At 73.0% G+C, this 25,332-nt stretch carries 28 protein-coding genes; 13 read left to right on the forward strand and 15 right to left on the reverse strand.

Annotated features, from left to right (window positions below; all coding sequences use genetic code 11):
- Nucleotides 1-153 precede the first annotated feature (153 nt).
- The 3 genes from OG373_RS15725 (at nt 154) to OG373_RS15735 (ending at nt 1,406) form a co-directional block, all read left to right on the forward strand.
- Nucleotides 154-675, forward strand: coding sequence for a MarR family winged helix-turn-helix transcriptional regulator (locus OG373_RS15725; protein ID WP_405438964.1), 522 nt, complete (start codon nt 154-156; stop codon nt 673-675).
- A gap of 63 nt (nt 676-738) precedes the next feature.
- Nucleotides 739-1,155, forward strand: coding sequence for a sigma factor-like helix-turn-helix DNA-binding protein (locus OG373_RS15730; protein WP_397729387.1), 417 nt, complete (start codon nt 739-741; stop codon nt 1,153-1,155).
- Nucleotides 1,152-1,406 (forward strand): hypothetical protein, encoded by a 255-nt coding sequence (locus OG373_RS15735; RefSeq protein ID WP_397729388.1) that lies wholly within the window; start codon nt 1,152-1,154, stop codon nt 1,404-1,406. Before OG373_RS15730 ends, OG373_RS15735 begins: the two co-directional genes overlap by 4 nt.
- A 238-nt stretch (nt 1,407-1,644) precedes the next feature.
- Here the strand turns inward: OG373_RS15735 and OG373_RS15740 are convergent, their stop codons facing one another.
- Nucleotides 1,645-2,802 (reverse strand): cystathionine gamma-synthase, encoded by a 1,158-nt coding sequence (locus tag OG373_RS15740; protein WP_397738546.1) that lies wholly within the window; start codon nt 2,800-2,802, stop codon nt 1,645-1,647.
- Nucleotides 2,803-2,876: 74 nt separating this feature from the next.
- Between OG373_RS15740 and OG373_RS15745 the strand changes: the two genes are divergently transcribed.
- From OG373_RS15745 to msrA, 4 genes are all read left to right on the forward strand, one after another.
- Nucleotides 2,877-3,983: a hypothetical protein gene (locus tag OG373_RS15745; RefSeq protein WP_405438965.1), complete on the forward strand. Its 1,107-nt coding sequence runs from the start codon at nt 2,877-2,879 to the stop codon at nt 3,981-3,983.
- Between the two features lie 342 nt (nt 3,984-4,325).
- On the forward strand, nt 4,326-5,924 hold the full coding sequence (locus OG373_RS15750; protein WP_405438966.1) for a M48 family metallopeptidase: 1,599 nt from the start codon (nt 4,326-4,328) through the stop codon (nt 5,922-5,924).
- The gene (locus tag OG373_RS15755; protein ID WP_405438967.1) at nt 5,921-7,060 is read left to right on the forward strand and encodes a hypothetical protein; all 1,140 of its coding nucleotides are present in this window, start codon (nt 5,921-5,923) and stop codon (nt 7,058-7,060) included. The genes OG373_RS15750 and OG373_RS15755 overlap by 4 nt, the downstream gene beginning before the upstream one ends.
- Nucleotides 7,061-7,140: 80 nt before the next feature.
- Nucleotides 7,141-7,803 (forward strand): peptide-methionine (S)-S-oxide reductase MsrA, encoded by a 663-nt coding sequence (gene msrA, locus OG373_RS15760; protein ID WP_189970299.1) that lies wholly within the window; start codon nt 7,141-7,143, stop codon nt 7,801-7,803.
- Here msrA and OG373_RS15765 read toward each other — a convergent pair.
- Complete coding sequence (locus OG373_RS15765; RefSeq protein ID WP_405438968.1) at nt 7,743-8,144, reverse strand: NPCBM/NEW2 domain-containing protein; 402 nt, start codon at nt 8,142-8,144, stop codon at nt 7,743-7,745. The two genes, msrA and OG373_RS15765, sit on opposite strands and share 61 nt — an antisense overlap.
- A gap of 93 nt (nt 8,145-8,237) precedes the next feature.
- Nucleotides 8,238-9,293 (reverse strand): NAD(P)-dependent alcohol dehydrogenase, encoded by a 1,056-nt coding sequence (locus OG373_RS15770; RefSeq protein ID WP_405438969.1) that lies wholly within the window; start codon nt 9,291-9,293, stop codon nt 8,238-8,240.
- A 166-nt stretch (nt 9,294-9,459) separates the two neighbouring features.
- Here OG373_RS15770 and OG373_RS15775 point away from each other — a divergent pair, with 166 nt between their 5' ends.
- On the forward strand, nt 9,460-10,380 hold the full coding sequence (locus OG373_RS15775; RefSeq protein ID WP_405438970.1) for a helix-turn-helix transcriptional regulator: 921 nt from the start codon (nt 9,460-9,462) through the stop codon (nt 10,378-10,380).
- Here OG373_RS15775 and OG373_RS15780 read toward each other — a convergent pair.
- The 3 genes from OG373_RS15780 to OG373_RS15790 form a co-directional block, all read right to left on the reverse strand.
- Nucleotides 10,370-11,347: a GNAT family N-acetyltransferase gene (locus OG373_RS15780; protein ID WP_405438971.1), complete on the reverse strand. Its 978-nt coding sequence runs from the start codon at nt 11,345-11,347 to the stop codon at nt 10,370-10,372. The genes OG373_RS15775 and OG373_RS15780 overlap by 11 nt on opposite strands.
- 115 nt (nt 11,348-11,462) lie before the next feature.
- Nucleotides 11,463-12,734 (reverse strand): Ig-like domain-containing protein, encoded by a 1,272-nt coding sequence (locus tag OG373_RS15785; RefSeq protein ID WP_397738566.1) that lies wholly within the window; start codon nt 12,732-12,734, stop codon nt 11,463-11,465.
- A gap of 134 nt (nt 12,735-12,868) precedes the next feature.
- The gene (locus tag OG373_RS15790) at nt 12,869-13,153 is read right to left on the reverse strand and encodes a hypothetical protein (protein WP_229874969.1); all 285 of its coding nucleotides are present in this window, start codon (nt 13,151-13,153) and stop codon (nt 12,869-12,871) included.
- Nucleotides 13,154-13,317: 164 nt separating this feature from the next.
- Here OG373_RS15790 and OG373_RS15795 point away from each other — a divergent pair, with 164 nt between their 5' ends.
- Complete coding sequence (locus OG373_RS15795; protein WP_405438972.1) at nt 13,318-13,662, forward strand: hypothetical protein; 345 nt, start codon at nt 13,318-13,320, stop codon at nt 13,660-13,662.
- 94 nt (nt 13,663-13,756) lie between these two features.
- Here OG373_RS15795 and hutH read toward each other — a convergent pair whose 3' ends face one another.
- The 5 genes from hutH to OG373_RS15820 form a co-directional block, all read right to left on the reverse strand.
- Nucleotides 13,757-15,298, reverse strand: coding sequence for a histidine ammonia-lyase (hutH, locus tag OG373_RS15800; RefSeq protein WP_405444069.1), 1,542 nt, complete (start codon nt 15,296-15,298; stop codon nt 13,757-13,759).
- Nucleotides 15,299-15,404: 106 nt separating this feature from the next.
- Entirely contained in the window at nt 15,405-16,520 is a 1,116-nt protein-coding gene (locus OG373_RS15805) for a diguanylate cyclase domain-containing protein (protein ID WP_405438973.1), read from the reverse strand.
- A gap of 125 nt (nt 16,521-16,645) precedes the next feature.
- Nucleotides 16,646-17,467, reverse strand: coding sequence for an enoyl-CoA hydratase/isomerase family protein (locus OG373_RS15810; protein WP_405438974.1), 822 nt, complete (start codon nt 17,465-17,467; stop codon nt 16,646-16,648).
- A gap of 24 nt (nt 17,468-17,491) precedes the next feature.
- A complete protein-coding gene (locus OG373_RS15815; RefSeq protein WP_245385724.1) occupies nt 17,492-18,661 on the reverse strand; it encodes an adenylate/guanylate cyclase domain-containing protein in 1,170 nt (389 codons plus the stop codon).
- A gap of 206 nt (nt 18,662-18,867) precedes the next feature.
- Nucleotides 18,868-19,734, reverse strand: coding sequence for a biotin--[acetyl-CoA-carboxylase] ligase (locus OG373_RS15820; RefSeq protein WP_405438975.1), 867 nt, complete (start codon nt 19,732-19,734; stop codon nt 18,868-18,870).
- A 131-nt stretch (nt 19,735-19,865) separates the two neighbouring features.
- Here OG373_RS15820 and OG373_RS15825 point away from each other — a divergent pair, with 131 nt between their 5' ends.
- The 4 genes from OG373_RS15825 (at nt 19,866) to OG373_RS15840 (ending at nt 22,599) form a co-directional block, all read left to right on the forward strand.
- Nucleotides 19,866-21,461: an acyl-CoA carboxylase subunit beta gene (locus tag OG373_RS15825; RefSeq protein ID WP_397738581.1), complete on the forward strand. Its 1,596-nt coding sequence runs from the start codon at nt 19,866-19,868 to the stop codon at nt 21,459-21,461.
- A 21-nt stretch (nt 21,462-21,482) separates the two neighbouring features.
- A complete protein-coding gene (locus tag OG373_RS15830) occupies nt 21,483-21,689 on the forward strand; it encodes an acyl-CoA carboxylase epsilon subunit (protein WP_184791824.1) in 207 nt (68 codons plus the stop codon).
- Nucleotides 21,690-21,769: 80 nt separating this feature from the next.
- Entirely contained in the window at nt 21,770-21,904 is a 135-nt protein-coding gene (mmpB, locus tag OG373_RS15835; protein WP_257789492.1) for a morphogenic membrane protein MmpB, read from the forward strand.
- Nucleotides 21,905-21,969: 65 nt separating this feature from the next.
- The gene (locus OG373_RS15840; protein WP_405438976.1) at nt 21,970-22,599 is read left to right on the forward strand and encodes a nucleoside triphosphate pyrophosphatase; all 630 of its coding nucleotides are present in this window, start codon (nt 21,970-21,972) and stop codon (nt 22,597-22,599) included.
- Here OG373_RS15840 and OG373_RS15845 read toward each other — a convergent pair.
- The 4 genes from OG373_RS15845 to OG373_RS15860 form a co-directional block, all read right to left on the reverse strand.
- Nucleotides 22,580-23,059, reverse strand: a complete 480-nt coding sequence (locus OG373_RS15845; RefSeq protein ID WP_405438977.1) for a hypothetical protein — start codon at nt 23,057-23,059, stop codon at nt 22,580-22,582. The two genes, OG373_RS15840 and OG373_RS15845, sit on opposite strands and share 20 nt — an antisense overlap.
- A gap of 141 nt (nt 23,060-23,200) precedes the next feature.
- Nucleotides 23,201-23,812: a class I SAM-dependent DNA methyltransferase gene (locus OG373_RS15850; protein WP_405438978.1), complete on the reverse strand. Its 612-nt coding sequence runs from the start codon at nt 23,810-23,812 to the stop codon at nt 23,201-23,203.
- Complete coding sequence (locus tag OG373_RS15855) at nt 23,812-24,639, reverse strand: PIG-L family deacetylase (RefSeq protein WP_405438979.1); 828 nt, start codon at nt 24,637-24,639, stop codon at nt 23,812-23,814. Before OG373_RS15855 ends, OG373_RS15850 begins: the two co-directional genes overlap by 1 nt.
- Nucleotides 24,636-25,310 carry a GNAT family N-acetyltransferase gene (locus OG373_RS15860; protein ID WP_397738594.1) on the reverse strand — a complete coding sequence of 225 codons (675 nt, stop codon included), beginning with the start codon at nt 25,308-25,310 and terminating at the stop codon, nt 24,636-24,638. The genes OG373_RS15855 and OG373_RS15860 overlap by 4 nt, the downstream gene beginning before the upstream one ends.
- Between the last annotated feature and the right edge of the window lie 22 nt (nt 25,311-25,332).

Raw genomic sequence — 25,332 nt, forward strand, 5'->3', positions numbered from 1 at the left:
GGCGCGAGGGGCGATATCTCGCCATCCGGGACACCCGTCCAGCGGGCCCGCGAACCGGCCGTATCAGTTCTCGTACGAGGCGTACGGGCCGCCGCACGGCCGCGTACTCTGTCCCCCATCCTTGTCGGACCCACGCGAAGAGAGCCCACGGCCATGCCTTCCTTCCCGGCCAATTCCGATCTGCCCGCGGCGCCCGAAGCGCCCGCCGGAGCCGGTCTCCTCGACGCGCTCCAGCACCAGGTGGCGGTCTTCGCCCGCCGTGCCGAGCAGACCCGTCTGGGCGGCGTGGGCCAGGCCCGCAACTCGATGGACCGTGCCGCCTACCTGCTGCTGAACCGGCTCGACCTGGAGGGCCCGATGGGCGTCAAGGCGCTCGCCGGCGGCATGGGGATCGACTCCTCCACCGTGACCCGGCAGGTCGCGCCGCTGGTCGACAGCGGTCTGGTCAAGCGGACCTCGCACCCCGAGGACGGCCGGGCCGTGGTGCTCGCGCTGTCCCCGCGGGGGCTGGCCCGGCTGGAGGAGGTCCGGTCCTCGCGACGCGAGCTGATGGCCCGGGTGACCGAGGGCTGGAGCGAGGGCGAGCGCGAATCCTTCACCGGGCTGCTGACGCGCTTCAACCTGTCGCTGTCGGAGCTCATGGCGGCCGTGGCCGAAGCCGGTCCCGCTTCCTGACCGGAGTCCGTCCGTCCTCTTGACCTGGCCCGCCCCGCTGCCCGCACTATGTGGACTATGCGGGTGGTTGATCAACAGGCGGGCTCCTACGCGGAGTTCGAAGCCTTCGTCGCGGGCGCGGCAGGGCGGCTCCTGCATGTCGCGGTGCTGCTCACCGGTGAACCGGAAGCGGCCCGCCGGCTGCTGGCGGGCGCGCTGGCCCTGACGTACGCGAACTGGCGTCGGCTGCGCGCGGACGATCCGTACGACTACACCCGCCAGGAGCTGTGCACCGCCTTCGCCCGGACCGGCTGGCGCCATCACGGCGGCGCCGGGGTGCTGGCTCGGCTGAGCCCGCCGGAGCGGCTCGTGCTCGTCCTGCGGCTCTACGAAGGGGTCGCGGAGGAGGTCACGGCGGCGCAGTTGGGAATGCCGGTCGAGCGGGTACGGGTGCTGTGCAACCGGGCCGTGGCGGCGCTGCGGTCCCGGGAGGCGGCGTGAGCGGGGTTCCGGACCGGAAGGAAGCCCAGATCAGGCACCTGCTGGAGGGCCCGTACCCGGTGGTGCCGGCCGGGCTGGCGGCGGGCGCGGCAGCCCGGGGCGACCGGCTCCTGCGGCGGCGGCGGGTGCTGCGCAGGTTCGGCTGGGCGGTGCTCTTCGCTGCCGCGGTGGCGTTCGTGGTGTGGGCCTCGCTGACGCACCCCTGGGCCGGACCGCCGAGCGGCGTCTCCCCACCCCTGGAGGGCTGGTAGTCCCTCACCACTTCCGCCGGGCCATGTTCAGCCTCGCCGGCGTTCGAGGCGCGGGTCCGGGCGGAGCCCGGTGCCCGGCGGAGCCGGGTTTCCCGGCGCGCCGCCCCAGCCGGGGCGCCGCCCCAGACCCCGCGCCTCGAACGCCGGCGGGGCCGAAGGTGGCCCGGCGCAGCCGGAACGGGCGGGCGGGCCCCCGCCGGGTTCGGGGCGAGCCCGGCGGGGGTCAGGGGGCAGGGGGTCAGCCCAGGGCCTGGGTCAGGTCCGCGAGGAGGTCGTCGGCGTTCTCGATGCCGACCGACAGACGGATCAGGTCGGCCGGAACCTCCAGCGCCGAGCCGGCCACCGACGCGTGCGTCATACGGCCCGGGTGCTCGATCAGGGACTCGACGCCGCCCAGGGACTCGGCCAGGGTGAAGATCTTGGTGCGGCCGCAGACCGCGACGGCCTCTTCCTCTCCACCGGCGACCTGGAAGGAGATCATGCCGCCGAAGTTGCGCATCTGCTTGGCCGCGACCTCGTGACCCGGGTGCTCGGCCAGGCCCGGGTAGAGGACCTTGGTGACCTTCGGGTGGCGCGTGAGCATCTCGACGATCCTGCCCGCGTTCTCCGCGTGCCGGTCCATGCGCACGGCCAGGGTCTTGATGCCCCGCAGCACGACCCAGGAGTCGAACGGACCGGCGACCGCGCCCATCGCGTTCTGGTGGTAGGCCAGTTCCTCGCCCAGCGCCGCGTCGGCCGTGACCAGCGCGCCGCCGACCACGTCGGAGTGCCCGCCCATGTACTTGGTCAGCGAGTGCACGACCACGTCCGCGCCCAGCGCCAGGGGCTGCTGGAGGTAGGGCGAGGCGAAGGTGTTGTCCACGACCAGCTTGGCGCCGGCCGTCCGCGCGATGTCGGCGACCACGGCGATGTCGGTGATGCCGAGCAGCGGGTTGGAGGGGGTCTCGACCCAGATGACCTTCGTCTTCGGGGTGAGGGCCGCCCGTACCGACTCGGGGTCGGAGGTGTCGGCCACCGACCACTCCACACCCCAGCGGGAGACGACCTTCGCGAAGAGGCGGAAGGTGCCGCCGTACGCGTCGTTCGGGATGACCACGTGGTCGCCCGGGGCGAGCAGCGTACGCAACAGGCAGTCCTCGGCGGCCAGGCCGGACGCGAAGGCGAGCCCGCGACGGCCGCCCTCCAGGGCCGCGAGGTTCTCCTCCAGCGCGGTCCGGGTCGGGTTCGCGCTGCGGCTGTACTCGTAGCCGCCGCGGAGTCCTCCGACGCCGTCCTGCTTGTAGGTGGAAACCTGGTAGATCGGGGGCACGACCGCGCCGGTCAGCGGGTCCGCCGTGTTGCCCGCGTGGATCGCGCGGGTCTCGAAGCTCTGGTGCTCGTGGCTGTCGTCGCTCATGGTCCGATGCTATGCCCGCCCGCGGTCCGCACCCCTATTGGCCTGCTCCCCCCTCGGTCTGGTTCGCTGGAGGCATGGAGATTCTGTGGTTCGTGTTCGCGATGCTCATGATCGTGTTCATCGTCGGTCCGTACATCCGGCGCCGACGCGGCGGTATCCGCCTTGTCGCGCCGGGCAGCCCTGACGCCGCCGACCCGGCGAACTACGGATTCGACCGGCAGGAGGAGCTCGACATCCGGGTCCCCGGGCCGGACCAGGACCTGATGGACGCCCTCGACAACGTGCAGCGCACCGGACAGTGGCAGGCGGCCTCCCAATTGCTCGCCGGGACCCCGCGGGAGGGTGAGCGGCGCTGGCAGCGCGTACAGGCCTTCGGCGGTGCGGCGGCCCTGGAGTTGGTGGCGCAGCCCGGTGTCGGCGCGCAGTGGCTGAAGGCGTGGCGGCTGGAGGCGGAGAAGGACCCGGGCGGCGCGCAGGTCCACGCGGAGCTGCTGGTGCAGCAGGCGTGGCGGCACTCGGGCGGGGTCGGCTCCGAGGACCACCGGATCATCCTGGAGGAGGCGCGGGAGGCGTGCCGCAGGGCCGCGCTGCTGGCGCCGGGGGACCCGGTCCCGTACATCACGGAACTGGCGATCGCGCGGGGACTGACTTACCCGGAGGCGGAGTTCGACCAGCTGTGGGCGAAGGTCATCGACCGGGCCCCGGAGCACATGGGCGCCCACCTCGCCGCGCTGCACTACTGGGGCGCGCAGTGGCACGGCTCGCGGGAGAAGGCCGACGCCTTCGCGCACGCGGCCGCGGCGCGCGCACCGCAGGGCTCGCTGCTGGCGGCCCTGCCGCTGTTCGCGCTGCGCGAGAACCAGCCGGACATCGTGCTGAGCCCGAGCTTCTACCGGAGCGCGGTCGTCACGCGGGCGGTGGAGGGCGCGCTGTACGCGGTGCACACGGCGCGGCAGGACGACCCGATGGTGGCGCACGTGCGGCACCTGCTGATGATGTTCCTGGTCTGCATGGAGCGCTGGGCCGAGGCGATGGAGCAGGTGCGGCACGTGGACGGGTACGTGGGCGCGCTGCCGTGGTCGGAGGCGGACGACCCGGCCGCGGTGTACGCGGTGTACCGGGCGATGGCGGTGGCGGGGTACGAGGCGAACGGCGGGTCGCCGGCAACCCTGCCGGGGTAGCCCTCCGGGCGGGTCGGCGGAGTCCCTCCGGGGGTCGGCGGCGCCACGGCCTCGCGGGGTGGGGTGGGATCCCTCCGGGACGTCTCCTCGGCTCGCGAACCCCGGGCCGAACCGGCCCGTCGGGCGGCGGCGGGTTCGCCCGACCTGCGGGGACGTCCCGGAGTGCCCCCACCCCGCAGCCCACCGCCCACCGCCGCCCGTGGTCGGCCACCCTGCCTGCCTGCGGGAATCCGGGGCGAATAAGGTTGCTGTAAGTAATCACAGGCCGCATGATGCGGCGGTGGCCGTGGCCTTCTGCCCTGCCGCCCATTCCTTTTCGTTCCCGTGGGGGGATCTGTCCATATGGGCGCATCACTGCGCGCCTTGCGCGCTCTCGTCCTGCTCGCAGGCTTCTACCTGCTCGGCGTGTTTCTGCTGGCCGCCCTCGGCGGCATCGACTACGCCGTCGTCACCACGCTGCACGGCCCGATCGTGGCCAAGCTGCTCCTCGCCTCCCTGGTCCTCACCGTCCCGATCGTGCGCGGCATGTTCATGCTGCGCACCCCCAAGGGCGAACCCCTGGCGGGCGTCACCGTCGGCGAGGCGCAGGAGCCCGAGCTGTGGGCGGCCGTGCGCGACGTCGCGCAGCAGGTCGGCACCCGCGCCCCCGACGAGATCGTGCTGATCGACGAGGTGAACGCGGCCGTCGCCGAGGACGCGAAGCTGCTGGGTCTGCGGCCCGGCACCCGCCGCCTCTACCTCGGTCTGCCGCTGATGACGGGCCTGGACGAGATGCAGCTGCGCGCCGTGCTCGCCCACGAAATGGGTCACTACGCCAATTTCGACACCCGCCTCACCCCGCTGATCGCCCGCGGCCGCGCCCAGCTGATCCGCACCATCGGGTACTTCCACGAGCGTGCCGACAAGAAGGTCGCCAAGGAGCGCGCGAAGCAGGAGCGCAAGGACGAGAAGCGGATCGCCAAGGGCAAGAAGGCCAAGGGCGTCGACACCGCGGGCGAGGGCGCGATGTACCGCGCCATGGCCAAGGTCTACATCGCGTACGGCAACTTCTACATGCGTGCCACCCGCTCCACCTCCCGCCGGCAGGAGCTCGCCGCCGACCTCGCGTCGGTCCGCGTCGCCGGCCGCGACTCCGCCGCCTCCGCGCTGCGCGAGCTGAACGCCCTCGACTCGGCGCACGACTTCTACATGGGCTCGTACGCCACCCTCGGTGTCGGCGCCGGTCTGCTGCCCCGCCCCGGCGAGGTCTTCGGCGGTCTGCGACGGCTCCTGGACGCGCGCTCGGCCGATCTGGACGAGCTGCGCCGGGAACTGTCGACGGAACCCACCTCCCCCTACGACTCCCACCCCGCGCTCGCCGAGCGCGTGGCCCGCATCGAGGCGCTGCCCGACGACGGCCGCGCCGGGCAGGCCGCCCGCCCGGCCCTGGAGCTGCTGGCCGACGCCGGTGCGGCGCTGGCCGCGCTGGAGCAGGTCGTCCTCACCCCGGAGGCGCTCGCGCTGAAGCGGGTCGACTGGGAGGACCTCGTCCACGAGGCCATGACCGTGTACGTCGGCCAGGGCGCGGAGGACCTCGGCGAGGCCTTCGCCGCCGAAGGCGCGGGCCCCGGGCTGGGCGCCGTGCTCGACGCCTTCGACGCCGACCCGGCGGTGCGCTGGCGGATCGCCGACCGCTTCCCGAAGTCGGAGGAGGCGCAGGCCGCCACCGGCCGCACCGCCCGCGAGTTCGCCCGTCCGGTGGTCCGGCGCGCGCTGAACCAGCTGGTCACCGTCGAGCTGACGGCGCGCGGCGCCGCCCGCTGGCAGCTCTCCTGGTCCGACTCGGCCTCGCTGCGGTACCCGGCCGACGGCTTCGAGGACCGTCTCGGCGAGGCTCTGGACGCGGCCGTGGCCGACCTGCCCGACACCGAACCCCTGCGAAAGCTGGTGCTTGCCCCGTGATCGGCCTCTACATCCTGGGCGCCGTGCTGCTGTTCGGCGCGTTCAAGTTCCTGCGCGGCGTCTACTACATCCGCAAGGCGAAGGCCCTGGAGACGGAGATCGGCACGCTGAACGCCGGTACCGCTGCGGTCAAGGCCGAGCAGAAGGCCGAGAAGGCGGCTGCGGTCGTCGCGCTGGGCTTCGTGGCGGAGGCCGACCTCGACACCGAGAACCCGGCTCCCGTACCGCCGGAGCGGACCGCCGTGCTGGACGCGGTCCGGTCGGGCGACTGGGAGGCGGGAGCCGCGTACATCGAGGCGGCCGGGAAGGACTGGCACGAGCGCATGGAGCGGGTCCGCCCGCTGGCCGAGGCGGCCGCCGAGGACGACGCGTGGCTGCTGGCGTGGCGTGCGGCGCGGCCCTCGGACCCGACGGCGGCCCTGGTCGACGCCGACACCGCGATCATGGTGGCGTGGAACGTGCGCGGGTCCCAGTCGGGCAGCCGCACCACGCAGGAGCAGTTCCGGCTCTTCCGCGAGCTGCTGGTCAAGGCACAGCAGGTCGCCCACGAGGCCCAGCGCCTCGCCGACCCGGCGGACCCGACCCCGTACATCGTGGAGCAGCCCATCGGGCAGGGCCTGGGCTACTCGCACGAGCGGTACGGCGAGCTGTGGGCGCAGGTCGTCGAGCGCGACCCGAAGGTGCTGTGGTCGCACATCAGCGGTCTGCAGTACTGGTGCCGGAAGTGGCGCGGCTCGCACGAGCTGGCGCTCGCCTTCGCGCGGGAGTCGGCGGCCGCCGGCGCACCCGGCGACCTGCTGTCGCTGCTGCCGCTGATCGCGTACTTCGAGCAGGAGACGGACGAGGACGACCTGGCGGCCGAGACCTTCTTCAAGGAGCCGGAGATCGTCGCCGCGGTGGACGCGGCGCTGCTGGACCTGGCGGCGGCGGGCGACGACCACCCCGGGACGGCGCGCATCCGGCACATGCTGGCGTACCTGCTGTTCTGGCAGGACCGCGACGAGCAGGCCGTCGAGCAGTTCCGCCACATCGACGGGTACATCGGCGCGCTGCCGTGGAGCTACGCGGGCTCGCCGAAGAGCCGGTACCTGTACGCCCGGGACTGGGCGGTGGGCGTGACCACGCCGGGTCTCTGACCCGGGGCGGGCGGCGGAGGGCGGGTCGGGGAATCCCGGCCCGCCCTCCGCACGTTGTCACTCCCACAAGGAGGGAATCCATGTTCTCGTACCGCCGTACGCCCGAGCTCCCCACCCGCGAGGAGGCCCTGACGGGCCGCGCGGAGCCGCTGTTCGCCGTGCCCGACCGGCACACCGTGCTGGGCAACCCGCTGTCCGGCCCGTACCCCGCGCACCTGGAGGTCGCCGACTTCGGCCTGGGCTGTTTCTGGGGCGCCGAGCGCAAGTTCTGGCAGACCCCCGGGGTGTGGACCACGCTGGCCGGCTACCAGGGTGGCTTCACGGAGAATCCGACCTACGAGGAGGTGTGCTCGGGGCTGACCGGCCACACCGAGGTCGTCCGGGTGGTCTTCGATCCGTCGCAGGTCTCCTACGCGGCCCTGCTGAAGCTGTTCTGGGAGTCCCACGACCCCACCCAGGGCTTCCGCCAGGGCAATGACGTGGGCACCCAGTACCGCTCGGCGCTCTACACCCACTCCCCCGCCCAGCAGGCGACGGCGGAGGCCTCCCGCGCCGCCTACCAGCAGGTCCTGGCCTCCTCGGGCTACGGCCCGATCACCACGGCGGTCCTGCCGGCCGCGGAGCGCCCCTTCTGGCCTGCGGAGGCCCATCACCAGCAGTACCTGGACAAGAACCCGGGCGGCTACTGCGGCATCGGCGGCACGGGCGTCTCCTGCCCGATCGGCGTGGCCGCGGCGGAGTGATCCGCCGGCCCGGGCACCGGCCGGCCACGGTCAGCCGGCCGTGACGTAGGGGCGGGCCCGGGAGGTGTGGTCGAAGGAGGAGTGGCGTTCGCGTCCTCGACCAGCAGGTGGAGGAGGCGGACGCCGCTCCCGTCGAGGTCGATCGCGGTGGGGCCGGTGGCTCCCGTCAGGGTGGCCGTGGTCAGCAGGGTCCGGCCGTCCGCGCGGACGACGGCGCGGGCGGCCCCGGCCGGCGACTGGTTCGTGCAGAAGTCGTCGATGCCGACGAGCGCCGTGAAGCGGGACGCCCGGCCGCCGAGGTGGTGGCGATGGCGGCCGGCCGGTCGGCGTGTGGAGATCATCCGCGCCGGTGCGCCGCCGGGGCCATGCAGGCGGCATGAAGAACGTGTGACACCCGCCGCCCGGAGGCATCGGCCCGGACCCGACCGTCGACTTCAGATCGTCGACGCGTCGATCACGAAGCGGTAGCGCACGTCGCTGGCCAGCACCCGCTCGTACGCCTCGTTGATCCGGTCGGCGCCGATCAGCTCGATCTCCGCGCCCAGTCCGTGCTCGGCGCAGAAGTCGAGCATCTCCTGGGTCTCGGCGATCCCGCCGATCATCGACCCGGCGAGGGTCTTGCGGCCGCCGATGACGGAGAAGAGGTTGAGCGAGACCGGCTCCTCCGGGGCTCCGACGTTCACCAGCGCGCCGTCGACCTTCAGCAGGCCCAGGTACGCGTCCAGGCCGATCGGCGCCGAGACGGTGGACAGGATCAGGTCGAAGCGGCCGGCCAGCTCCTCGAAGGTGGCCTCGTCGGAGGTGGCGTGGAAGTGGGAGGCGCCCAGCTTCAGGCCGTCCTCCTTCTTGCGGAGGGTCTGCGACAGGACGGTGACCTCGGCGCCCAGCGCGTGCGCGATCTTCACGCCGATGTGGCCGAGGCCGCCGAGGCCGACGACCGCGACCTGCTTTCCGGGGCCGGCCTGCCAGTGCTTGAGCGGGGAGTAGAGGGTGATGCCGGCGCACAGCAGCGGGGCGGCGACGTCGAGGGCGAGGCCGTCGGGGATGCGGACGGTGTACTTCTCGTCGACGACGAGGTGGGTGGAGTAGCCGCCGTACGTGGGCTCGCCGCTCCGGTCGAGGGCGTTGTACGTGCCGGTCATGCCCTCGGTGCAGAACTGCTCCTGGCCGCGCAGGCAGTACTCGCAGGTGCGGCAGGAGTCGACGAAGCAGCCGACGCCCACCCGGTCCCCGACGGAGAAGCGGGTGACGGCCGCGCCGACCTCGGTGACGACACCGGCGATCTCGTGGCCGGGGACCATCGGGTAGATGCCCTCGCCCCACCCGTCGCGCACCTGGTGGATGTCGGAGTGGCAGATGCCGGAGTACTTGATGTCGATGAGCACGTCGTGCTCGCCGACCGGACGGCGCGTGATGGTGGTGCGCTCCAGCGGGGCCTTGGCGGCGGGGGCGGCGTACGCGGCGACCTGCGTGGTCCGGGTGACGGACATGGGGGTGCTCCTCGGAAAACGGTGACGTGCTGCTGCGATGTCCCCACGCTGCCGGTTCGTCCGGCGGGCAGCCATCCCCCTGTCCTGCCTATGACTGGCGAACCTACGCCTGGCGGGGTCAGGCTCACGCCTGCCCCGGTGCACGCCGCCCGGGGATACTTGCGGGATGGACCAGCTTGATCAGCGCGCCTGCCTCGGCGAGTTCCTCCGCTCCCGCCGTGCGCGGCTGCGCCCCGAGGACGTGGGCCTGCCCGACCACGGACGCCGCCGGCGCGTGCCGGGGCTGCGCCGTGAGGAACTGGCGCTACTGGCGGGGGTGTCCGTCGCGTACTACACGCGGCTGGAGCAGCGCGACGGGCACAACGTGTCGGTGGAGGTCCTGGACGCCCTGGCGCGGGCCCTGCGCCTGGACGGGACCGAGCGGGCGCACCTGTTGGACCTGGCCCGGCCGAAGGCGCACCGGCGCCGCCAGAGCCGGCGCCCGCAGCAGGTGCGGCCGGAGCTGCGCACGCTGATGGACGCGATGTGCGGCGTACCGGCCTACCTCGTGGGGCACCGTCAGGACGTCATCGGCTGGAACCGGCTGGCGGCCGCGGTCTTCGGGGACTTCGGGGCACTGCCGGCCGCCGAACGGAACCTGGTGCGGCTGGTGTTCCTGGACCCGGCGACGGCGGAGCTGTACGGGGACTGGGAGTGCCGGGCGTGCGAGGTGGTGAGCAACCTGCGCATGTACGCCGGTCAGCACCCGGACGACGAGCGGCTGTCGGCGCTGGTCGGGGAGCTGTCGGTGAAGAACGAGGAGTTCCGGCGGCTGTGGGCCGCGCACACGGTGGCGGACAAGACGCACGGGGAGAAGGTCCTGCGGCACCCGCTGGTGGGCGAGATGCGTTTGTCCTTCGAGACGTTGACGCTGCCGGACGACCCGGCGCAGTCCCTGGTGACCTTCCACGCGGTCCCCGGCTCCCCGTCGGCGGACGCCCTGCGTCTGCTGGCGTCGTGGTCGGCGCCGTCGGAGGAGGCCGGGGCGGCCGGGGAGGGCGGGGTGGCCGGGGAGGCCGGGGTTCGGAACCCGGCGCCTAGAGGCTGAGCTGGTAGTAGGCCGCGGGGCGGGCGGGGCGATAGCCGAGGCGCTCGTTCACCGCCCGCATCGCGGTGTTCTCGTCGGCCACCGTGGTGGCGATCAGGCGCAGGCCGGGGTACCGGTTCCGGGCCAGGTCCAGCATGTGCAGCTTGACCGCGCGGCCCAGGCCGTGGCCGCGGTGGGCGGGGGCGACGACGGTGTCGTACTGGAGGGCGCGAGGGCCGGCCGGGTCGGGCAGGACCAGTTCCGTGTAGGCGGCCACCTCGCCCGCGCCGGTGACCGCGGCGACGGTGGTGATCTCACCGCCGCGGTCCAGGATCAGCTGGTGCGCGGCGTGGAGCCGCTGCGGAGTCCAGGCCTCGATCTTCTCGTCGATGTCGCCCATGGGCGCGTCCTCCATCGCCCCGTGGGCCGTGGCCAGCGGCTGGGCCCAGTCGTCCGTCACCAGGCCGTGCCAGGCGCGCAGTTCGTACCCCGGGGCGACGGGCACCGGGGCCACGGCCTGCGTCTGCGCCTGCACGTGCTGCGCGACGTCCTGTTCGTACCAGGCCATGGGCAGGACGTTCTCGAACCCGAGGGACCGCGCGAAGGCCTCCCCCGGCCCACCCAGGTCCACGAGCGTCATGACGGAGGTCCGGCCCTGCGCGAGCAGCTCCGCCCGGACCTGCTCCCACAGGGCCCCGCCCAGGCCGCGGCGCCGGGCGTCCGGGCGTACGGCGAGCACGTCGAGGAAGGCGGTGTGCGCGTTGGCCTCGTCCGTGAAGAGCAGCAGGGCGGCCACGCCCGCTCCCCCGTCCGCGGCCCAGAGCGCGGCGCGGCCGCGCGCGGGCGTCACGCACAGCCGTCCGGCCACTTCCGTGCGGGCGGGCGGCGTCGCCTGCGGCAGGTCGACGGCCCGGGCGGCGGTGAGGACCGCGGTCCAGGCGTCGATCTCGGCATCGGTCGGGGGCAGCGACAGCGCGCGAATGGTCATACCGGGGACCCTAGATGATCACGTGCGAGCGGGTCCGGCGGTTTTCACGACGAACGGCGGGGACCCCGTGAGGGGTCCCCGCCGTTCGTCGTGCGCGGTCGGGAGGTGGTGGAGGTCAGACGGCCGAGCCGGCCTTCCACTCCGCCCAGTCCATGTTCCAGCCGTTGAGGCCGTTGTCGGGCTTGATGGTCTTGTCCGGGGAGTTGATCACGGTGACCACGTCGCCGATGAGCGAGTTGTCGAAGAACCACGCGGCGGGCTGGTTCGGGTCGCCCGCGCCCTTGGCGTCGTTCAGGCCGACACAGCCGTGGCTGGTGTTGGCGCTGCCGAAGACCGAGTCCGCACCCCAGTAGTTGCCGTGGATGAAGGTGCCTGACTGGGACAGGCGCATGGCGTGCGGGACATCCTTGATGTCGTACTCGCCCTTGCCCTCGCTGTTCTTGAAGCCCACGGTGGAGCCGTCCATCCGGGTCTCCTTGAACTTCTCGGAGATCACCATCTGGCCGTTGTACGTCGGGTTCTCCGGGGAGCCCGCCGAGATCGGGATGGTCTTGAGGACCGCGCCGTCACGGGTGACCGTCATCTTCTTGGTCTTCGTGTCGACCTCGGAGACCTGGCTGCGGCCGATCTTGAAGGTGACGGTCTTGTTCTGGACGCCCTGGACGCCGGGAGCGCCCTGGACGCCCTCCAGCGCCAGCTTCATCGTGACGGTGGAGTTCGCCTGCCAGTACTTCTCCGGGCGGAAGTCCAGGCGCTGCGCGCCGAACCAGTGGCCGACGACTTCCTGGCCGCTGCTGGAGGTGACCGAGATCGCCGCCTGGACCGCCTTCTGGTCCTTGATCGGCTTGTTGAAGCTGATCGAGACCGGCATGCCCACGCCGACCGTCTGGCCGTCGTCCGGTATGAACGAGCCGACGAAGCTGTTCTCCGGGGAGACGGTGGTGAAGGAGGCGTTCTCGTGCGCCTCCTTGCCGTCGGCGTCCTTGGCGGTCGCCGCCAGGGCGTACTTCATGGAGCGCTTCAGCGCGGCGTCGGGCTTCCAGCTCTTGCCGTCGGCGGCGATCTTGCCGGGCACGGCCGTGCCCTCGCTGGTCTTGAGCTCGACCAGGGTGAGGGTGCCGTCGGTCACGGCGACGTTGGCCGCGTCGTTGAGGCCGACGTTGGTGGCGCCGTCCTTCGGCGTGATGGTTATTTTGGCCTTGGACGCGTCCTTGGCCGCCGCCGCGTCGACGTCCGCCTGGGCACTGGCGGAATCTCCCTTGCCCTTCGGCTTGTCGTCGTCCCCGCCGCCGCACGCCGAGAGCACCAGTACCCCACCGAGAACGGCGGATATGGCCACCAGGGACCTTCTCCGCCGCTTACTGTCCGTCCTCACACGCCACTCCATCGTTGCCGGATACCCCGGAGGCTGACGTCCCCGGGGTTGGCCGGGCAGGGGGACGCACCCCCTGCCTGGTCCTGACAACGCGTTAACGGCGCCGGCCGGTTCCACATTCCGTTCGGATGTGGTCCACCACACGGTCAGGCGTTGTCGGGTTCCTCGTCGAAGTCCCCATCTTCCTCGTCCAGGTCCCACTCCATCGACTCGGGGTCGTATTCGACGGGCTCGCTGCTCCAGGAGGCCTGTGCGAGCTCCACCCCCGGGATGTCCGCGACCAGGTCAGTGGGGTCGACGAGGTAGGCGAGGGCCTCCGACTCGTCCTCCCGGACGGCGGACTCGGCGTGGCCGCGCTCCTCGTCCGGCATGAACTCGTCGGCCTTGATGTGAGCCAGCGCGGCTCCGGTGAGTGCTTGGACGTCCGGCACTTCCAGTACCAAATCAACCCGAAGCCGTACGTATCGTGATGTCTCAGAAGAGTTCATACGACGGAGAGTAAGCCCGAGGAAGCCCCGACTTTCCCACGACCCGCCCCTTTCCGTAGCATCACCGCACACGGCCAATTCGCTGCTGCCACAAGGGGGATCGCACCGTGTCCGCACGCCGACCGCTGCTCACCGCTCTCGGAGCGACCACCCTCCTCGGCGCCCTGTGGTTCGTCCCCTCGGCGGGCGCCACCTCCCCGGGTGCCGCGGAGACCCGTTCCGCCGTGCCCACGGGCGCGAACACCCCCGGAACGGCCATGGACACCGGCAGTCCCGCCGGGGCCCGCGGGACGGTCACCGGGACGTCCGCCGCGCCGACCGCGCAGCCGCAGTCCCTGCTCGCCGACACCGGATCCGTCGACACCACTCCCTACCTGCTGGGCGGCACCCTCTTCCTGGGGGTCGGAGCCGCCTCCGTGGCCTTCTCCGTACGCCGCTCGCACGCGCCGTAGACACGCGGCACGCGGCGCGAAGCACGACGCACGAAGGGCCGCCCCGGGATCGGATCCCGGGGCGGCCCTTCGTACTGCGTGCGCGGCTCCCTCGTCAGGCGAGCGGGCCCGTCACCGGCTCCACCGCCGCGACAAGACCGCCGCTGCGCACGAACGCGTCGGCCGCGGCCAGGTCGGGGGCGAGGAAACGATCCGGCCCGGGACCCTGCACACCGGCCGCGCGAGCGGCCGCGATCGCGGCCCGGCTGGCCGGGGCGGGGGTCAGCCCGTGGCGCAGCTCGATGGCGCGGGTGGCGGCGTACATCTCGATCGCGATGATCCGCGTCAGGTTGTCGACGGCGGTACGGAGCTTGCGCGCGGCCGACCAGCCCATCGAGACGTGGTCCTCCTGCATGGCGGAGGAGGGGATCGAGTCGGCCGAGGCCGGCACCGCGAGTCGCTTCATCTCGCTGACCAGGGCGGCCTGCGTGTACTGGGCGATCATCAGGCCGGAGTCCACGCCGGCGTCGTCCGCGAGGAACGGCGGCAGGCCGTGCGAGCGGTTCTTGTCGAGCAGCCGGTCGGTGCGGCGCTCGGCGATGGAGCCGAGGTCCGCGGCCGCGATGGCGAGGAAGTCCAGCACGTACGCGACCGGAGCCCCGTGGAAGTTGCCGTTGGACTCCACGCGCCCGTCGGGCAGCACCACCGGGTTGTCGACGGCGGCGGCCAGCTCGCGGGAGGCGACGAGGGCGGCGTGCGCCATGGTGTCGCGGCCGGCGCCGGCGACCTGCGGGGCGCAGCGCACGGAGTACGCGTCCTGCACGCGCGGGGCGGTCTCCTCCTGGTAGTGGCGGACGAGACCGGAGTCCTTCAGGACGGCGGCCATGTTCGCGGCGGAGGCGCCCTGCCCCGGGTGCGGGCGGATGGCGTGCAGCTCGGGCTGGAGGACCTTCTCGGTGCCGAGCAGCGCCTCCAGGGTGAGGGCGGCGGTGATGTCGGCGGAGGTGTAGAGCTTGCCGAGGTCGGCGAGGGCCATGACCAGCATGCCGAGCATGCCGTCGGTGCCGTTGAGGAGGGCCAGGCCCTCCTTCTCGCGGAGCTCGACGGGGGCGATGCCGGCCTCGGCGAGCAGTTCCCCGGCGGGGCGGACGGTGCCGTCCGGGCCCTCGGCGTCGCCCTCGCCCATCAGCGCGAGCGCGCAGTGGGACAGCGGCGCGAGGTCGCCGGAGCAGCCGAGGGAGCCGTACTCGTGGACGACGGGGGTGATCCCGGCGTTGAGCACGTCGGCCATGGTCTGCGCGACGGAGGGGCGTACGCCGGTGTGACCGGAGGCCACGGTCTTGAGGCGCAGGAACATCAGCGCGCGGACGACCTCGCGCTCGACGCGCGGGCCCATGCCGGCGGCGTGCGAGCGGACGATGTTGCGCTGGAGCTGGGCACGCAGCTCGGGGCTGATGTGCCGGGAGGCGAGGGCGCCGAACCCGGTGGACACCCCGTAGACGGGCTCGGGCTTGGCGGCGAGGGCGTCGACGATCTCGCGGGCCCGGGCGAGGGCGTCCTGCGCCTCGGCGGAGAGCTCGACACGGGCATTGCCGCGGGCTACGGCGATGACGTCCTCGGCAGTGGTCCCGGACGTCCCCACCACAACAGTGTGCATATCCATATTCAGCACCCTACGGATTGAATCGCTTCATGTCACTAGGTGAATCTGTCACGATCGCGCGGCGGCTGGACCCCTTACGGTCCGCCACCCCGGGCGGCGGTCACTGGCGGCCCCGGAAGCGGCGCCGCTCGCCGGGAGCCTCCTGGGCGGCGGCGTCCGCGAGCCGGACCACCGCCGTGTCCCGGCCCGCCACGACCGGCTTCGGCGAGCGCGCCGCCTTCGCCTTGTACTGGGCGGCGTCCGCCAGCCGGAACAGCCGCCGGGAGGACTTCACCGGCCCGATCGGGTCCCCGGTGGAGGCCACCCCGCAGGCCACCCCCTCGCCCAGTTCCAGCTCGGCGGCCCGGGTGCACACCTCCTCGGTGACCCGCACGATCTCGTCCGCCGTCGGGCCGACCCCGACCAGGCAGAACTCGTCACCGCCGAGGCGGGCCACCAGCGACCCGGGCAGCATCGCCCCGCACAGGCTCAGGACCGACCCGAACCGCTCCAGCAGCCGGTCGCCCATGGCGTGGCCGAGGGTGTCGTTGACCTTCTTCAGCCCGTTCAGGTCGCAGACGACCAGGCTGACGACCACCCCGGTCCGCCGATGCTCCTCCAGGGCCTCGTCGAGCCGCATGTCGACCGCCCGCCGGTTCGCGAGCCCGGTCAGCGGGTCGGTGAAGGCGAGCCGCCGGGCCTCCTCCAGCCGCTCGTTCTGCGCGAGACCGGCCGCGACCACCGCGGCGAGCACGGTGGCGAACTCGGCGTCGTCCTCGTCGAAGTCGGGCAGCCCCTCGTCCCGGGCCACGTACAGCTCGCCCCAGGCCCGCCCGCTGAGCACCACGGGCGCCACCACACAGGTCCCGCGGCCGCGCCGGCGCAGGGCCGCCCCGCGCCGCCCCGGCCGGTCGCCGACGGCGCTCTCGACCCAGGCGTGCGGGCCGCCGCCGCCCACCCAGCGCTCGTGCAGGAACTCGGTGATCTCGGGGAAGTCGTGCACGGGGTACGACTCGTCCTCGGGGAACTCCTCCTCGCCGGCCCGCCGCTCGCCCTCGTTCACGAGCACCCGCAGGCGCCCCCGCTCGCGCTCCCACGCGGAGATCGCGGCGAACGAACCGTCGAGCGCCAGCCGCGCCCCCCGCGCGGCCGCCCGCACACTGTCCCGCGGCGCGCCCGCCGCGGCCATCGCCTGCGCGAGTCCCACCACGGCTCGTAGCCGCCCGTCAACTCCCATCACCCCAGGCTAGGGACTTTTGTCTGATTTGGAGATAATTGGCGCGGCTTTCGACGCCACCAAGATCACCAGGGGGTGACGGGGGCGGTCCGTGGGGGCCGACCCAGGGCGGCGCCTCGGGGCGGCTACTCCCCGGGCCAGTTCGGCCGGCGCTTCTCGTTGAACGCCGCGACGCCCTCCGCCCGGTCGCCCGAGAAGGCCACCGTCCGCCAGGCCGCGTCCTCGATCTCCAGCCCGGCCGCCAGGTCCATCCCGTGCCCCAGCCGCAGCGCCCGCTTGGCCGCCCGCAGGCCCACCGGGGAGTTCGCCGCCATCCGGGACGCCAGCGCCAGCGCCTCCGCCGTGTCCCGGCCGGCCGGGACCACCGAGTCCACCATCCCCAGGGACAGCGCCTCCGCCGCCTCCACCCGGCGCGCGGTGAAGATCAGCTCGGCGGCCCGCGCCGCACCCACCCGGCGCGGCAGCAGCTGGGTGCCTCCGCCTCCGGGGATCACGCCCACCGACACCTCGGGCAGGCCCACCACCGCGGTCTCGTCGGCGACGATCACATCGCAGGCCAGGGCCAGCTCGAAGCCGCCGCCCAGCGCGAACCCGTGCACGGCCGCGACCGTCGGCATCGGCAGCTCCAGCACGCCCCCGTACGCCCCCCGCGTGGTCGGCCGCTGCCGCACCAGCTCGGCGTCGGAGAGCGAGTTCCGCTCCTTGAGGTCGGCCCCGACGCAGAAGGCCCGCTCCGCCGAGGAGGAGAGCACGACCACGCGTACGGACCGGTCGGCGGCCAGCACGGCGCAGGCCGCGCCGATGTCACGGGCCATCGCGGTCGACACCGCGTTCATCGCCTTGGGGCGGTCCAGGACCAGCTCCGCGACCCCGTCCTCGTGGCGGCGTACCGTCACGAACTCCGACTCGAACGCGGACACGGCCTCGGACACGGCCTCGGTCGCCATAGGAACCCTCCCGGTTAACGAACGTTACCCGGGGATCTTAGGCTTCCGGCGCGTCAGCGACCAGGGCTCCACGACACCGAGCCCGCGGACCGGCCGCTGCCACATCGGCTGCAGGGCGAAGCGGTACGACGCGCCCTCGTCGGGCGCCGTCTCGGCCTCCTTCTCCGACACCGGAGCGGCCCCGGTCCGGGAGAGTTCCTCGGCCATCGCGCCGTCCACCAGGACGGCATCCTTGGGCGCTATCGACGTCAGCCGGCTGGCCAGGTTCACCGTGGTCCCGAAGACATCGCCCATCCGGGTGGTCACCGTGCCGAAGGCGATCCCGACCCGCAGCTCGGGCATCTGCGCGTCGAGCTCCATCGTCTCGATGAGCCGCAGCGCGATCTCCGCCGCCGTCGCCGCGTCGTCGGCGCAGTACAGCACCTCGTCGCCGAGGGTCTTGATGAGCCGGCCGCCGTGCGCGGCCACCAGGTCCGCCGCGGTCGTCTCGAAGGACTCGACGAGCTCGCCGAGCTCCTCCTCCTCCAGCCGCCGTGTCAGGCGCGTGAAGCCCACCAGGTCGGCGAAGCCCACCGCGAGCCGCCGGTCGACCATCTCGTCGTCGTCGGCCACCTGCACCACGCGCCCGGTCGCGGCCGCCAGCTGGCGCCGCCACACGTAGACGAGGAACTCCTCCAGCTCGGGCAGCAGCAGCTCCACCAGCGGGTACGTGACCTCGGTACGGGTCATGCCCGGCTCCGGCGGCTCGGTCAGCCCCTCCAGGAACGAGTCGATCTGCCACTCCGCCAGCCGGGCCGTGGTCTGCCCGGTGGACCGGGCCACCTGCACGGCCATCGGCTCGGACAGCAGCCCGGCCTCCACCAGACCGGCGAGCCGGCGCAGGGCCAGTACGTCGGCCTCGGTCAGCGCCCGGGCCTGCCCGATGTCGGCGAAGCCCATGGCCCGCCAGAAGCGCGAGGCCAGCTCCATGGACACGCCCGCGCTGCGGGCGGCCTGGAACGGGGTGTACCGGCGCTCGGCACCGAGGATCAGCTGCTCCAGCCGGATGGCGAGCGGATCCGCCGTCGGCTGGGCCGTGTGATCGACCTCGTGGTGAGGGGTGTGCTGGTCGCGGCCGATCGGGGTACCCGGGCCGGACGCGGAACCGCCGCCGGGGGCCGGGGACGCGCTGGACGTAGGGTCGTCGACGGTCAAGGGCCGCCTCCTGTCCATTCCGTGCGCACTGCCCTGCGAACCGGTTGATCACCACGAGCACCGGGATCGCCTAAACCATACGGCAGGTGTGCCGTAGCTCACTCCCCCTCCCCACTTCCGGCCGCCCCGCGACCGGGGTGCGGGGTCCGGGTGCGGCACCGGTCCCGCGCCGCACCCGCCGCCCGCGCCCGGTGCCCGGGCCCGCGTCAGTGCACGGAACGCAGGTGGACGACGTCGCCCGCGCCGACCGCCTCGTGGCGGCCCTCGGCCGTGCGGATCACCAGGCGGCCATCGGTGTCGACCGCTTCGGCCGTTCCGGTGAGGGTGCGCCCGCCGGGGAGCTCCGCGCGGACGTGGCGCCCGAGGGTCGCGCAGCCCGCCGCGTAGGTCTCCTGGAGGCCGCTGGCCGCCGGGTCGCCGCCGGCCGCGCGCCAGTTCCCGTACCACTCCTCCAGGGACCGCAGGACGGCCCGCAGCAGCGGGTCGCGGTCGGTCACGGAGGCCTTGGCCAGCGCCAGCGAGCCCGCGGTCGGTACCGGCAGCTCGTCCTCGGTCAGGCTGACGTTCAGCCCGATCCCGACGACCACCCCGTCGGCGACCCGCTCGGCGAGGATCCCGCCGGTCTTGCGCTCCTCGCCCTCGACACCGACCAGCAGGTCGTTGGGCCACTTGAGGGCGGTGTCCACGCCGGCCGCCCGGGACAGCCCGGTCGCGGTGGCCACACCGGCCAGCAGGGTCAGCCACCCCCACTGCTCCTGCGGCACCGCGTCGCCCGGCTTGAACAGGACGGAGAAGAACAGCCCCGAGCGCGCGGGCGCGACCCAGCTCCGGTCGAGCCGCCCGCGCCCGGCGCTCTGCTCCTCGGCGACGAGCACCGCCCCCTCGGGCAGCTCGGCCGCCCGCGTGGCAAGGTCGGTATTGGTGGACCCGGTACGGGCGACGACCTCCAGGGAGGTCCACAGCCCGTCCCCGGTGACGAGGGCCCGCTGAAGGGCGGCAACGTTGAGCGGCGGCCGGTCCAGGCTCGACCAACGACCGGCGGAAGCTCCTGCTGAGGCATCTGATGGCGTCATGCAAGCCAGATTAGGTGTGTCAAACGCCGCACTGCCGAGCGCCATGCCCGCCGATACGCTACGCACCAGTAGCCAGCAGTAGTCAATCAATTGACCAGGCAGTTGACACCACGCAGGGAGCCGCGACCCCGATGTCACAACCGTCAGAGCCGATCGACATGCACACCACCGCGGGCAAGATCGCGGATCTGCAGCGCCGCATCGACGAAGCCACCCACGCCGGGTCCGCGCGTGCCGTGGAGAAGCAGCACGCCAAGGGCAAGCTGACGGCGCGTGAGCGGGTTGCCCTCCTGCTGGACGAGGGATCCTTCGTCGAGCTCGACGAGTTCGCCCGGCACCGGTCCACCAACTTCGGACTGGAGAAGACCCGGCCCTACGGGGACGGCGTCGTCACCGGCTACGGAACGGTGGACGGCCGCCCGGTGGCCGTGTTCTCGCAGGACTTCACCGTCTTCGGCGGGGCCCTGGGCGAGACCTACGGCCAGAAGATCATGAAGGTCATGGACTTCGCGCTGAAGACGGGCTGCCCCCTCGTCGGCATCAACGACTCCGGTGGCGCCCGCATCCAGGAGGGCGTCAGCGCGCTGGGCATGTACGGGGAGATCTTCCGCCGCAACGTCCACGCTTCCGGCGTGATCCCGCAGATCAGCCTGGTCGTCGGGCCCTGCGCGGGCGGCGCCGTGTACTCCCCGGCCATCACCGACTTCACGGTCATGGTCGACCAGACCTCGCACATGTTCATCACCGGCCCGGACGTCATCAAGACGGTCACCGGCGAGGACGTCGGCTTCGAGGAGCTGGGCGGTGCACGCACGCACAACAGCACGTCCGGCGTCGCGCACCACATGGCGGGCGACGAGAAGGACGCCATCGAGTACGTGAAGTCACTGCTCGCGTACCTGCCGTCGAACAACCTCTCCGAGCCGCCGGCCTTCCCGGAGGACGCGGACACCGAGGTCTCCGACACCGACCGCGAGCTCGACGTACTGATCCCGGACAGCGCGAACCAGCCGTACGACATGCACACCGTGATCGAGCACGTGCTCGACGACGCGGAGTTCCTGGAGACGCAGTCGCTGTTCGCGCCGAACATCCTGACCGGCTTCGGCCGCGTCGAGGGCCACCCGGTGGGTGTCGTCGCCAACCAGCCGATGCAGTTCGCCGGCTGTCTGGACATCGACGCCTCCGAGAAGGCGGCGCGGTTCGTGCGGACCTGCGACGCCTTCAACATCCCGGTGCTGACCTTCGTGGACGTCCCGGGCTTCCTTCCGGGCACCGACCAGGAGTACAACGGAATCATCCGGCGCGGCGCGAAGCTGATCTACGCGTACGCCGAGGCCACCGTTCCGCTGATCACCGTCATCACCCGCAAGGCCTTCGGCGGCGCGTACGACGTCATGGGCTCCAAGCACCTCGGCGCGGACCTGAACCTGGCCTGGCCGACCGCGCAGATCGCCGTCATGGGCGCGCAGGGCGCGGTGAACATCCTGCACCGCCGCGCGATCGCCGAGGCGGAGGAGGCGGGCAACGCCGAGGAGACCCGGGCCCGGCTCATCTCCGAGTACGAGGACGCGCTGCTCAACCCGTACACGGCGGCCGAGCGCGGGTACATCGACGCGGTGACCATGCCGTCCGAGACCCGGGCGCACGTGGTGAAGGGGCTGCGGCAGCTGCGCACCAAGCGGGAGTCCCTGCCGCCGAAGAAGCACGGCAACATCCCGCTCTAGGCCCTCCAGGAGGACGCTGTGGTGATCAAGGTCGTCAAGGGCAACCCGACCCCGGAGGAGCTGGCCGCCGCACTGGCGGTGGTCCAGGCGCGCGCGGCGGTGCTGGCCATGGCACCGTCGGGCGCTCCGCCGGTCGCGGACGAGTGGTCGACGCCGGCCCGCGTGGCCCGGCGGCGGGTGCCGCACCCGGGGCCGCGGGCCTGGGGGCGTACGTACTGGCCCGCGTAGCCGAATTGATGTGAACGGGCGGTGGCGCCTGAGTACGGGTACTCAGGCGCCGTACCCCTGTCCGGGGTCAGGATCGGGGCATGCTCTGGTCCGACCCGAAGAACGAGCCGCCCAAGGACATGCGCGACGCGCAGGCGATGATCCGGCGGCTGAGCCTGGTGCTCGCCCTCGCCATGCTCGTGGTGGTCTACGTCCTGGGCGTGGGCCACTTCTAGGCCTGTCGGCCGCCCCGTCGGCCCCGTGGGCCACCCTGTGGGCCGCCCCGCGCGCCGCACCTACGATGGCCCCCATGACTGCCACACCTGAGCCCGCGACCGGGCGCAAGCTCGTCCTCGCCTCCGCCTCCCCCGCCCGGCTGAACCTGCTGCGGCAGGCCGGGCTCGCCCCGCACGTGATCGTCAGCGGTTTCGACGAGGACGCCCTGAACCACGACGAGCCGGCCGCCCTGGCGCTGGCCCTGGCCGAGGCGAAGGCGGCCGTCGTGGCGGGCCTGGACGAGGCCGCCGGCGCCCTGGTGATCGGCTGCGACTCGGTGCTGGAGCTGGACGGCGAGGCGCTGGGCAAGCCGGCGGACGCCGAGGAGGCGACGGCGCGCTGGAAGTCGATGCGCGGCCGGGCCGGCGTCCTGCGCACCGGGCACTGCGTGATCGACACCGTGGACGGCCGTCAGGTCTCGGCGACGGCGTCCACGACGGTGCGCTTCGGCGAGCCGACGGACGCGGAGGTGGCGGCGTACGTGGCGAGCGGGGAACCCCTGCACGTGGCGGGGGCGTTCACCCTGGACGGGCTGTCGGCGCCGTTCATCGACGGCATCGACGGGGATCACGGCAACGTCATCGGGCTCTCGCTGCCGCTGCTGCGCTCCCTGCTGGGCGAACTGAACGTGTCCATCACGGACTTGTGGGCTTGAGATCCCCGATCGGCGGCGCGGGCGGCAGCGGCGGGGTGTCCCCGCCCGGGTCGGCGCCGCCGCCGGCGGGCCGGTCCGCGTAGAGCGTCAGGGTCAGTACGAGGAGGCACAGGATCAGCGTCGTCGTCGCGAAGGCGGCCCAGCCGACCAGGGCGACGGAGAGGATGCCGAGCACGCCGTGGGCGACGGCGCCGCTGATGAGCACGATGCGGCCGAAGCGGTTCGGGGAGCGGTCGCGGATCGCGGCGACGGCGGCGAGTGCGGCGCACAGGACGAGGAAGGCGCCCATGCCCGCCCCCATCGCGTAGGTCGCCTTGGACATGACGTCCGGATCGCTGCCCGCGATGGACATCGACTGGTTCGCCGTGGTCCGGCCCAGCACGATGTGGACGAGCACGAGCACCGCCGCTTCCACGACGAGCACGATCGCGGCCAGTCCGGCCACGAGTCTGCGCAGCACTACGCCCACCCCCCACGTGTCACAAGCCTGTTCGACGCCTGGAGGCTACTAACGGGTAGCGCGGCGGGCAAGACATCCGCGCACCCGGCTTGCGGGGCGGGCACGGGGGCCGGGGGCCGGGCCTGATCCAGGGGACGGGCCCTACGGCTCGCGGCGCAGGAGGTCCAGCCGGTAGCGGGTGTCGTAGCGGGTCGTCTCCCTGCCGTCGACCCTGCGCATCCCGGGGGCGGCGCGGAAGACCTCGTGAACGCCGCGGCCGGTCATGACGCCCTCCGGGCCCGCGCCCTCGTGGACCCAGTGCGCGAGGAGCAGGTGCCCGCCGGGGCGCAGTCGGTCGGAGATCCGCAGGGCCGCGAGCCGCAGGTCCGGGGCCGACAGGTAGTAGCCCACCTCGGACATGACGACGAGGTCGAGGTCCGGGTCCCCGTCGACCAGTTCCTCGGGCACGCGGAGCGTGGCGAAGGAGACGCCCGTCAGGTCGGCGCAGTTGCTCCGGGCCTGTTCGATCGCCGCGGCGGAGCAGTCGGTGGCGAGCAGGTCGTCGCAGTGCGGTGCCAGCAGCCGGGTGAGGGCGCCGACGCCGCAGCCGATCTCCAGCGCGCGGGCGAAGCGTCCGGCGGGCAGGAGGGTGGCGGTGTCGGCGAACTTCTCGCGCTCGTAGGCCTTGTGCAGGGTGCCCCAGGGGTCGGACCTGGAGCGGTACGCCTTGTCGAAGTGTGCGGTGGACACCGAGGTACGGCGGGCGGCGGGCATCAGTGCTGCTCCTGAGTGCGTGCGGGGGCGTCCGGGCGCGGCTCCAGTTCCCAGACGAGTTCGGCCTGGAGGGGCCCGGGCCGGCGCAGGAAGGGGCCGTGGCCGACGGCCACCGGGGCGAGTTGGGAGGTGTGGCAGAGGACGGCCGTGCGCTTGGCGGCCCATTCGGCCTCGTCGAGCCGGACGTCGTACGCCACGCGCATCCGGTACCGGGCCGCGACCTCACGCAGCGCGCCTCCGTACGCGGGGTCGCGCGCGAGGCGGTCGACCGCGGCGTCGGTGCCCCAGCGGCGCACCGCGCCCGTGTAGGGGAGGTCCGCGTACACGTACGTACGGGGGCGGGCGGGGCCGGCCGGTCCTCCGACGGCGGCCGAGGGGGCGAGGGCGGCGAGGGCCTGGTCGCGGACGGCCGCGTGGTCCGGCTGATTCGTGCCCAGCGGCACCAGGACCTTGGTGTCCGGGTGCAGTTCCCGCAGGAAGCCGTCCAGCCCGGTGAGCCCGCCGCCGTCGCGGTACGGGCTGTCGGGGTTCGGCAGCGTCAGCTGCTCCACGCCCATCAGGGCGCAGGCCCGCGCGTCCTCCTCCCGGCGCGCGCGGTAGGCCTCCTGGGACGTGGCGAACCCGCAGCCCGCGTCCCACCAGGAGACGCGGGCGGTGGCGGGCGGCGGCCCGCCGTGGACGGTCAGCACCGCGGTGGGGCCGTCCAGGCGGCCGAGCAGGCCGGCGACGGAGAGGACCGCGTCGTCGAAGTGCGGCGAGAGGACCACCGTGCTCCAGCGCGGTCCGGTGGCCCCGGTCGGGGCCTTCTCCGCTGCCGGCGCGGTCACCGCCGGTCCTTCCCGGTGGCGGCGAGCAGAAGTCCGGCCGAGGTCTTGCCGAACGGGCCGGCGATGTACTCGGCGAGGAGGCGGCGGGCCTCGGCCTTGTCCTCCTCGGGGATGGCGTCGGGCAGGGAGAAGGTGGCGTCGGTCCGCTTCAGCTCCTCGACGGCCGCGTAGTACTCGTGGCGCAGCAGTCCCCACACCGCGCCGTCGTGGTGGCGGCCGTCGAGGTAGAAGTACTCCCGCAGGATGCCTTCGAGGGTGAAGCCCACGCCGGTCACCAGGCGCAGCACGTTCTTGTTGTAGAGGGCGGTGGTGAACTGCACGCGGTGGGCGCCCCGTGCGTGGAAGAGGTGGTCGATGAGCAGGTCGAAGGCCTCGGCCCCGAGGCCGCGGCGCCACAGCTCCCGGTCACCGATCGCACCGCCGAGGACGTAGCCGCCGACCGGGCCCTGGGCCTTGAAGTGCACGGCTCCCACGGTGCGGTCCTCCGCGTCGCGGACGGCGAACTGGCGCAGCCCGCCGTTCTGGTCGAGCCGGCGGAACTCCTCGGCGGTGACGACGTCGCCGTCGGTGGCGGCCATGACGGCGGCGGGGGCGTCCGGCCCGAACCACCGCGCCATCAGCTCGTAGTCCTCGTCCCTGGGCCGTTCGAGCCTGACGAGTTTGCCCTGCATGGCGACTCCCTGAGTGAACCTG

The organism is Streptomyces avidinii (assembly GCF_045161815.1).
Classification (GTDB): Bacteria; Actinomycetota; Actinomycetes; order Streptomycetales; family Streptomycetaceae; genus Streptomyces; species Streptomyces avidinii.

Bases quoted from the DNA above. Each gene is read 5' to 3' on its own strand.
- OG373_RS15725 (WP_405438964.1), top strand. From the start codon at position 154: ATGCCTTCCTTCCCGGCCAATTCCGATCTGCCCGCGGCGCCCGAAGCG.
- OG373_RS15740 (WP_397738546.1), bottom strand. From the start codon at position 2,802: ATGAGCGACGACAGCCACGAGCACCAGAGCTTCGAGACCCGCGCGATC.
- OG373_RS15745 (WP_405438965.1), top strand. From the start codon at position 2,877: ATGGAGATTCTGTGGTTCGTGTTCGCGATGCTCATGATCGTGTTCATC.
- OG373_RS15750 (WP_405438966.1), top strand. From the start codon at position 4,326: ATGGGCGCATCACTGCGCGCCTTGCGCGCTCTCGTCCTGCTCGCAGGC.
- msrA (WP_189970299.1), top strand. From the start codon at position 7,141: ATGTTCTCGTACCGCCGTACGCCCGAGCTCCCCACCCGCGAGGAGGCC.
- OG373_RS15765 (WP_405438968.1), bottom strand. From the start codon at position 8,144: ATGATCTCCACACGCCGACCGGCCGGCCGCCATCGCCACCACCTCGGC.
- OG373_RS15770 (WP_405438969.1), bottom strand. From the start codon at position 9,293: ATGTCCGTCACCCGGACCACGCAGGTCGCCGCGTACGCCGCCCCCGCC.
- OG373_RS15775 (WP_405438970.1), top strand. From the start codon at position 9,460: ATGGACCAGCTTGATCAGCGCGCCTGCCTCGGCGAGTTCCTCCGCTCC.
- OG373_RS15780 (WP_405438971.1), bottom strand. From the start codon at position 11,347: ATGACCATTCGCGCGCTGTCGCTGCCCCCGACCGATGCCGAGATCGAC.
- OG373_RS15785 (WP_397738566.1), bottom strand. From the start codon at position 12,734: ATGGAGTGGCGTGTGAGGACGGACAGTAAGCGGCGGAGAAGGTCCCTG.
- hutH (WP_405444069.1), bottom strand. From the start codon at position 15,298: ATGCACACTGTTGTGGTGGGGACGTCCGGGACCACTGCCGAGGACGTC.
- OG373_RS15805 (WP_405438973.1), bottom strand. From the start codon at position 16,520: ATGGGAGTTGACGGGCGGCTACGAGCCGTGGTGGGACTCGCGCAGGCG.
- OG373_RS15810 (WP_405438974.1), bottom strand. From the start codon at position 17,467: ATGGCGACCGAGGCCGTGTCCGAGGCCGTGTCCGCGTTCGAGTCGGAG.
- OG373_RS15820 (WP_405438975.1), bottom strand. From the start codon at position 19,734: ATGACGCCATCAGATGCCTCAGCAGGAGCTTCCGCCGGTCGTTGGTCG.
- OG373_RS15825 (WP_397738581.1), top strand. From the start codon at position 19,866: ATGTCACAACCGTCAGAGCCGATCGACATGCACACCACCGCGGGCAAG.
- mmpB (WP_257789492.1), top strand. From the start codon at position 21,770: ATGCTCTGGTCCGACCCGAAGAACGAGCCGCCCAAGGACATGCGCGAC.
- OG373_RS15840 (WP_405438976.1), top strand. From the start codon at position 21,970: ATGGCCCCCATGACTGCCACACCTGAGCCCGCGACCGGGCGCAAGCTC.
- OG373_RS15850 (WP_405438978.1), bottom strand. From the start codon at position 23,812: ATGCCCGCCGCCCGCCGTACCTCGGTGTCCACCGCACACTTCGACAAG.
- OG373_RS15860 (WP_397738594.1), bottom strand. From the start codon at position 25,310: ATGCAGGGCAAACTCGTCAGGCTCGAACGGCCCAGGGACGAGGACTAC.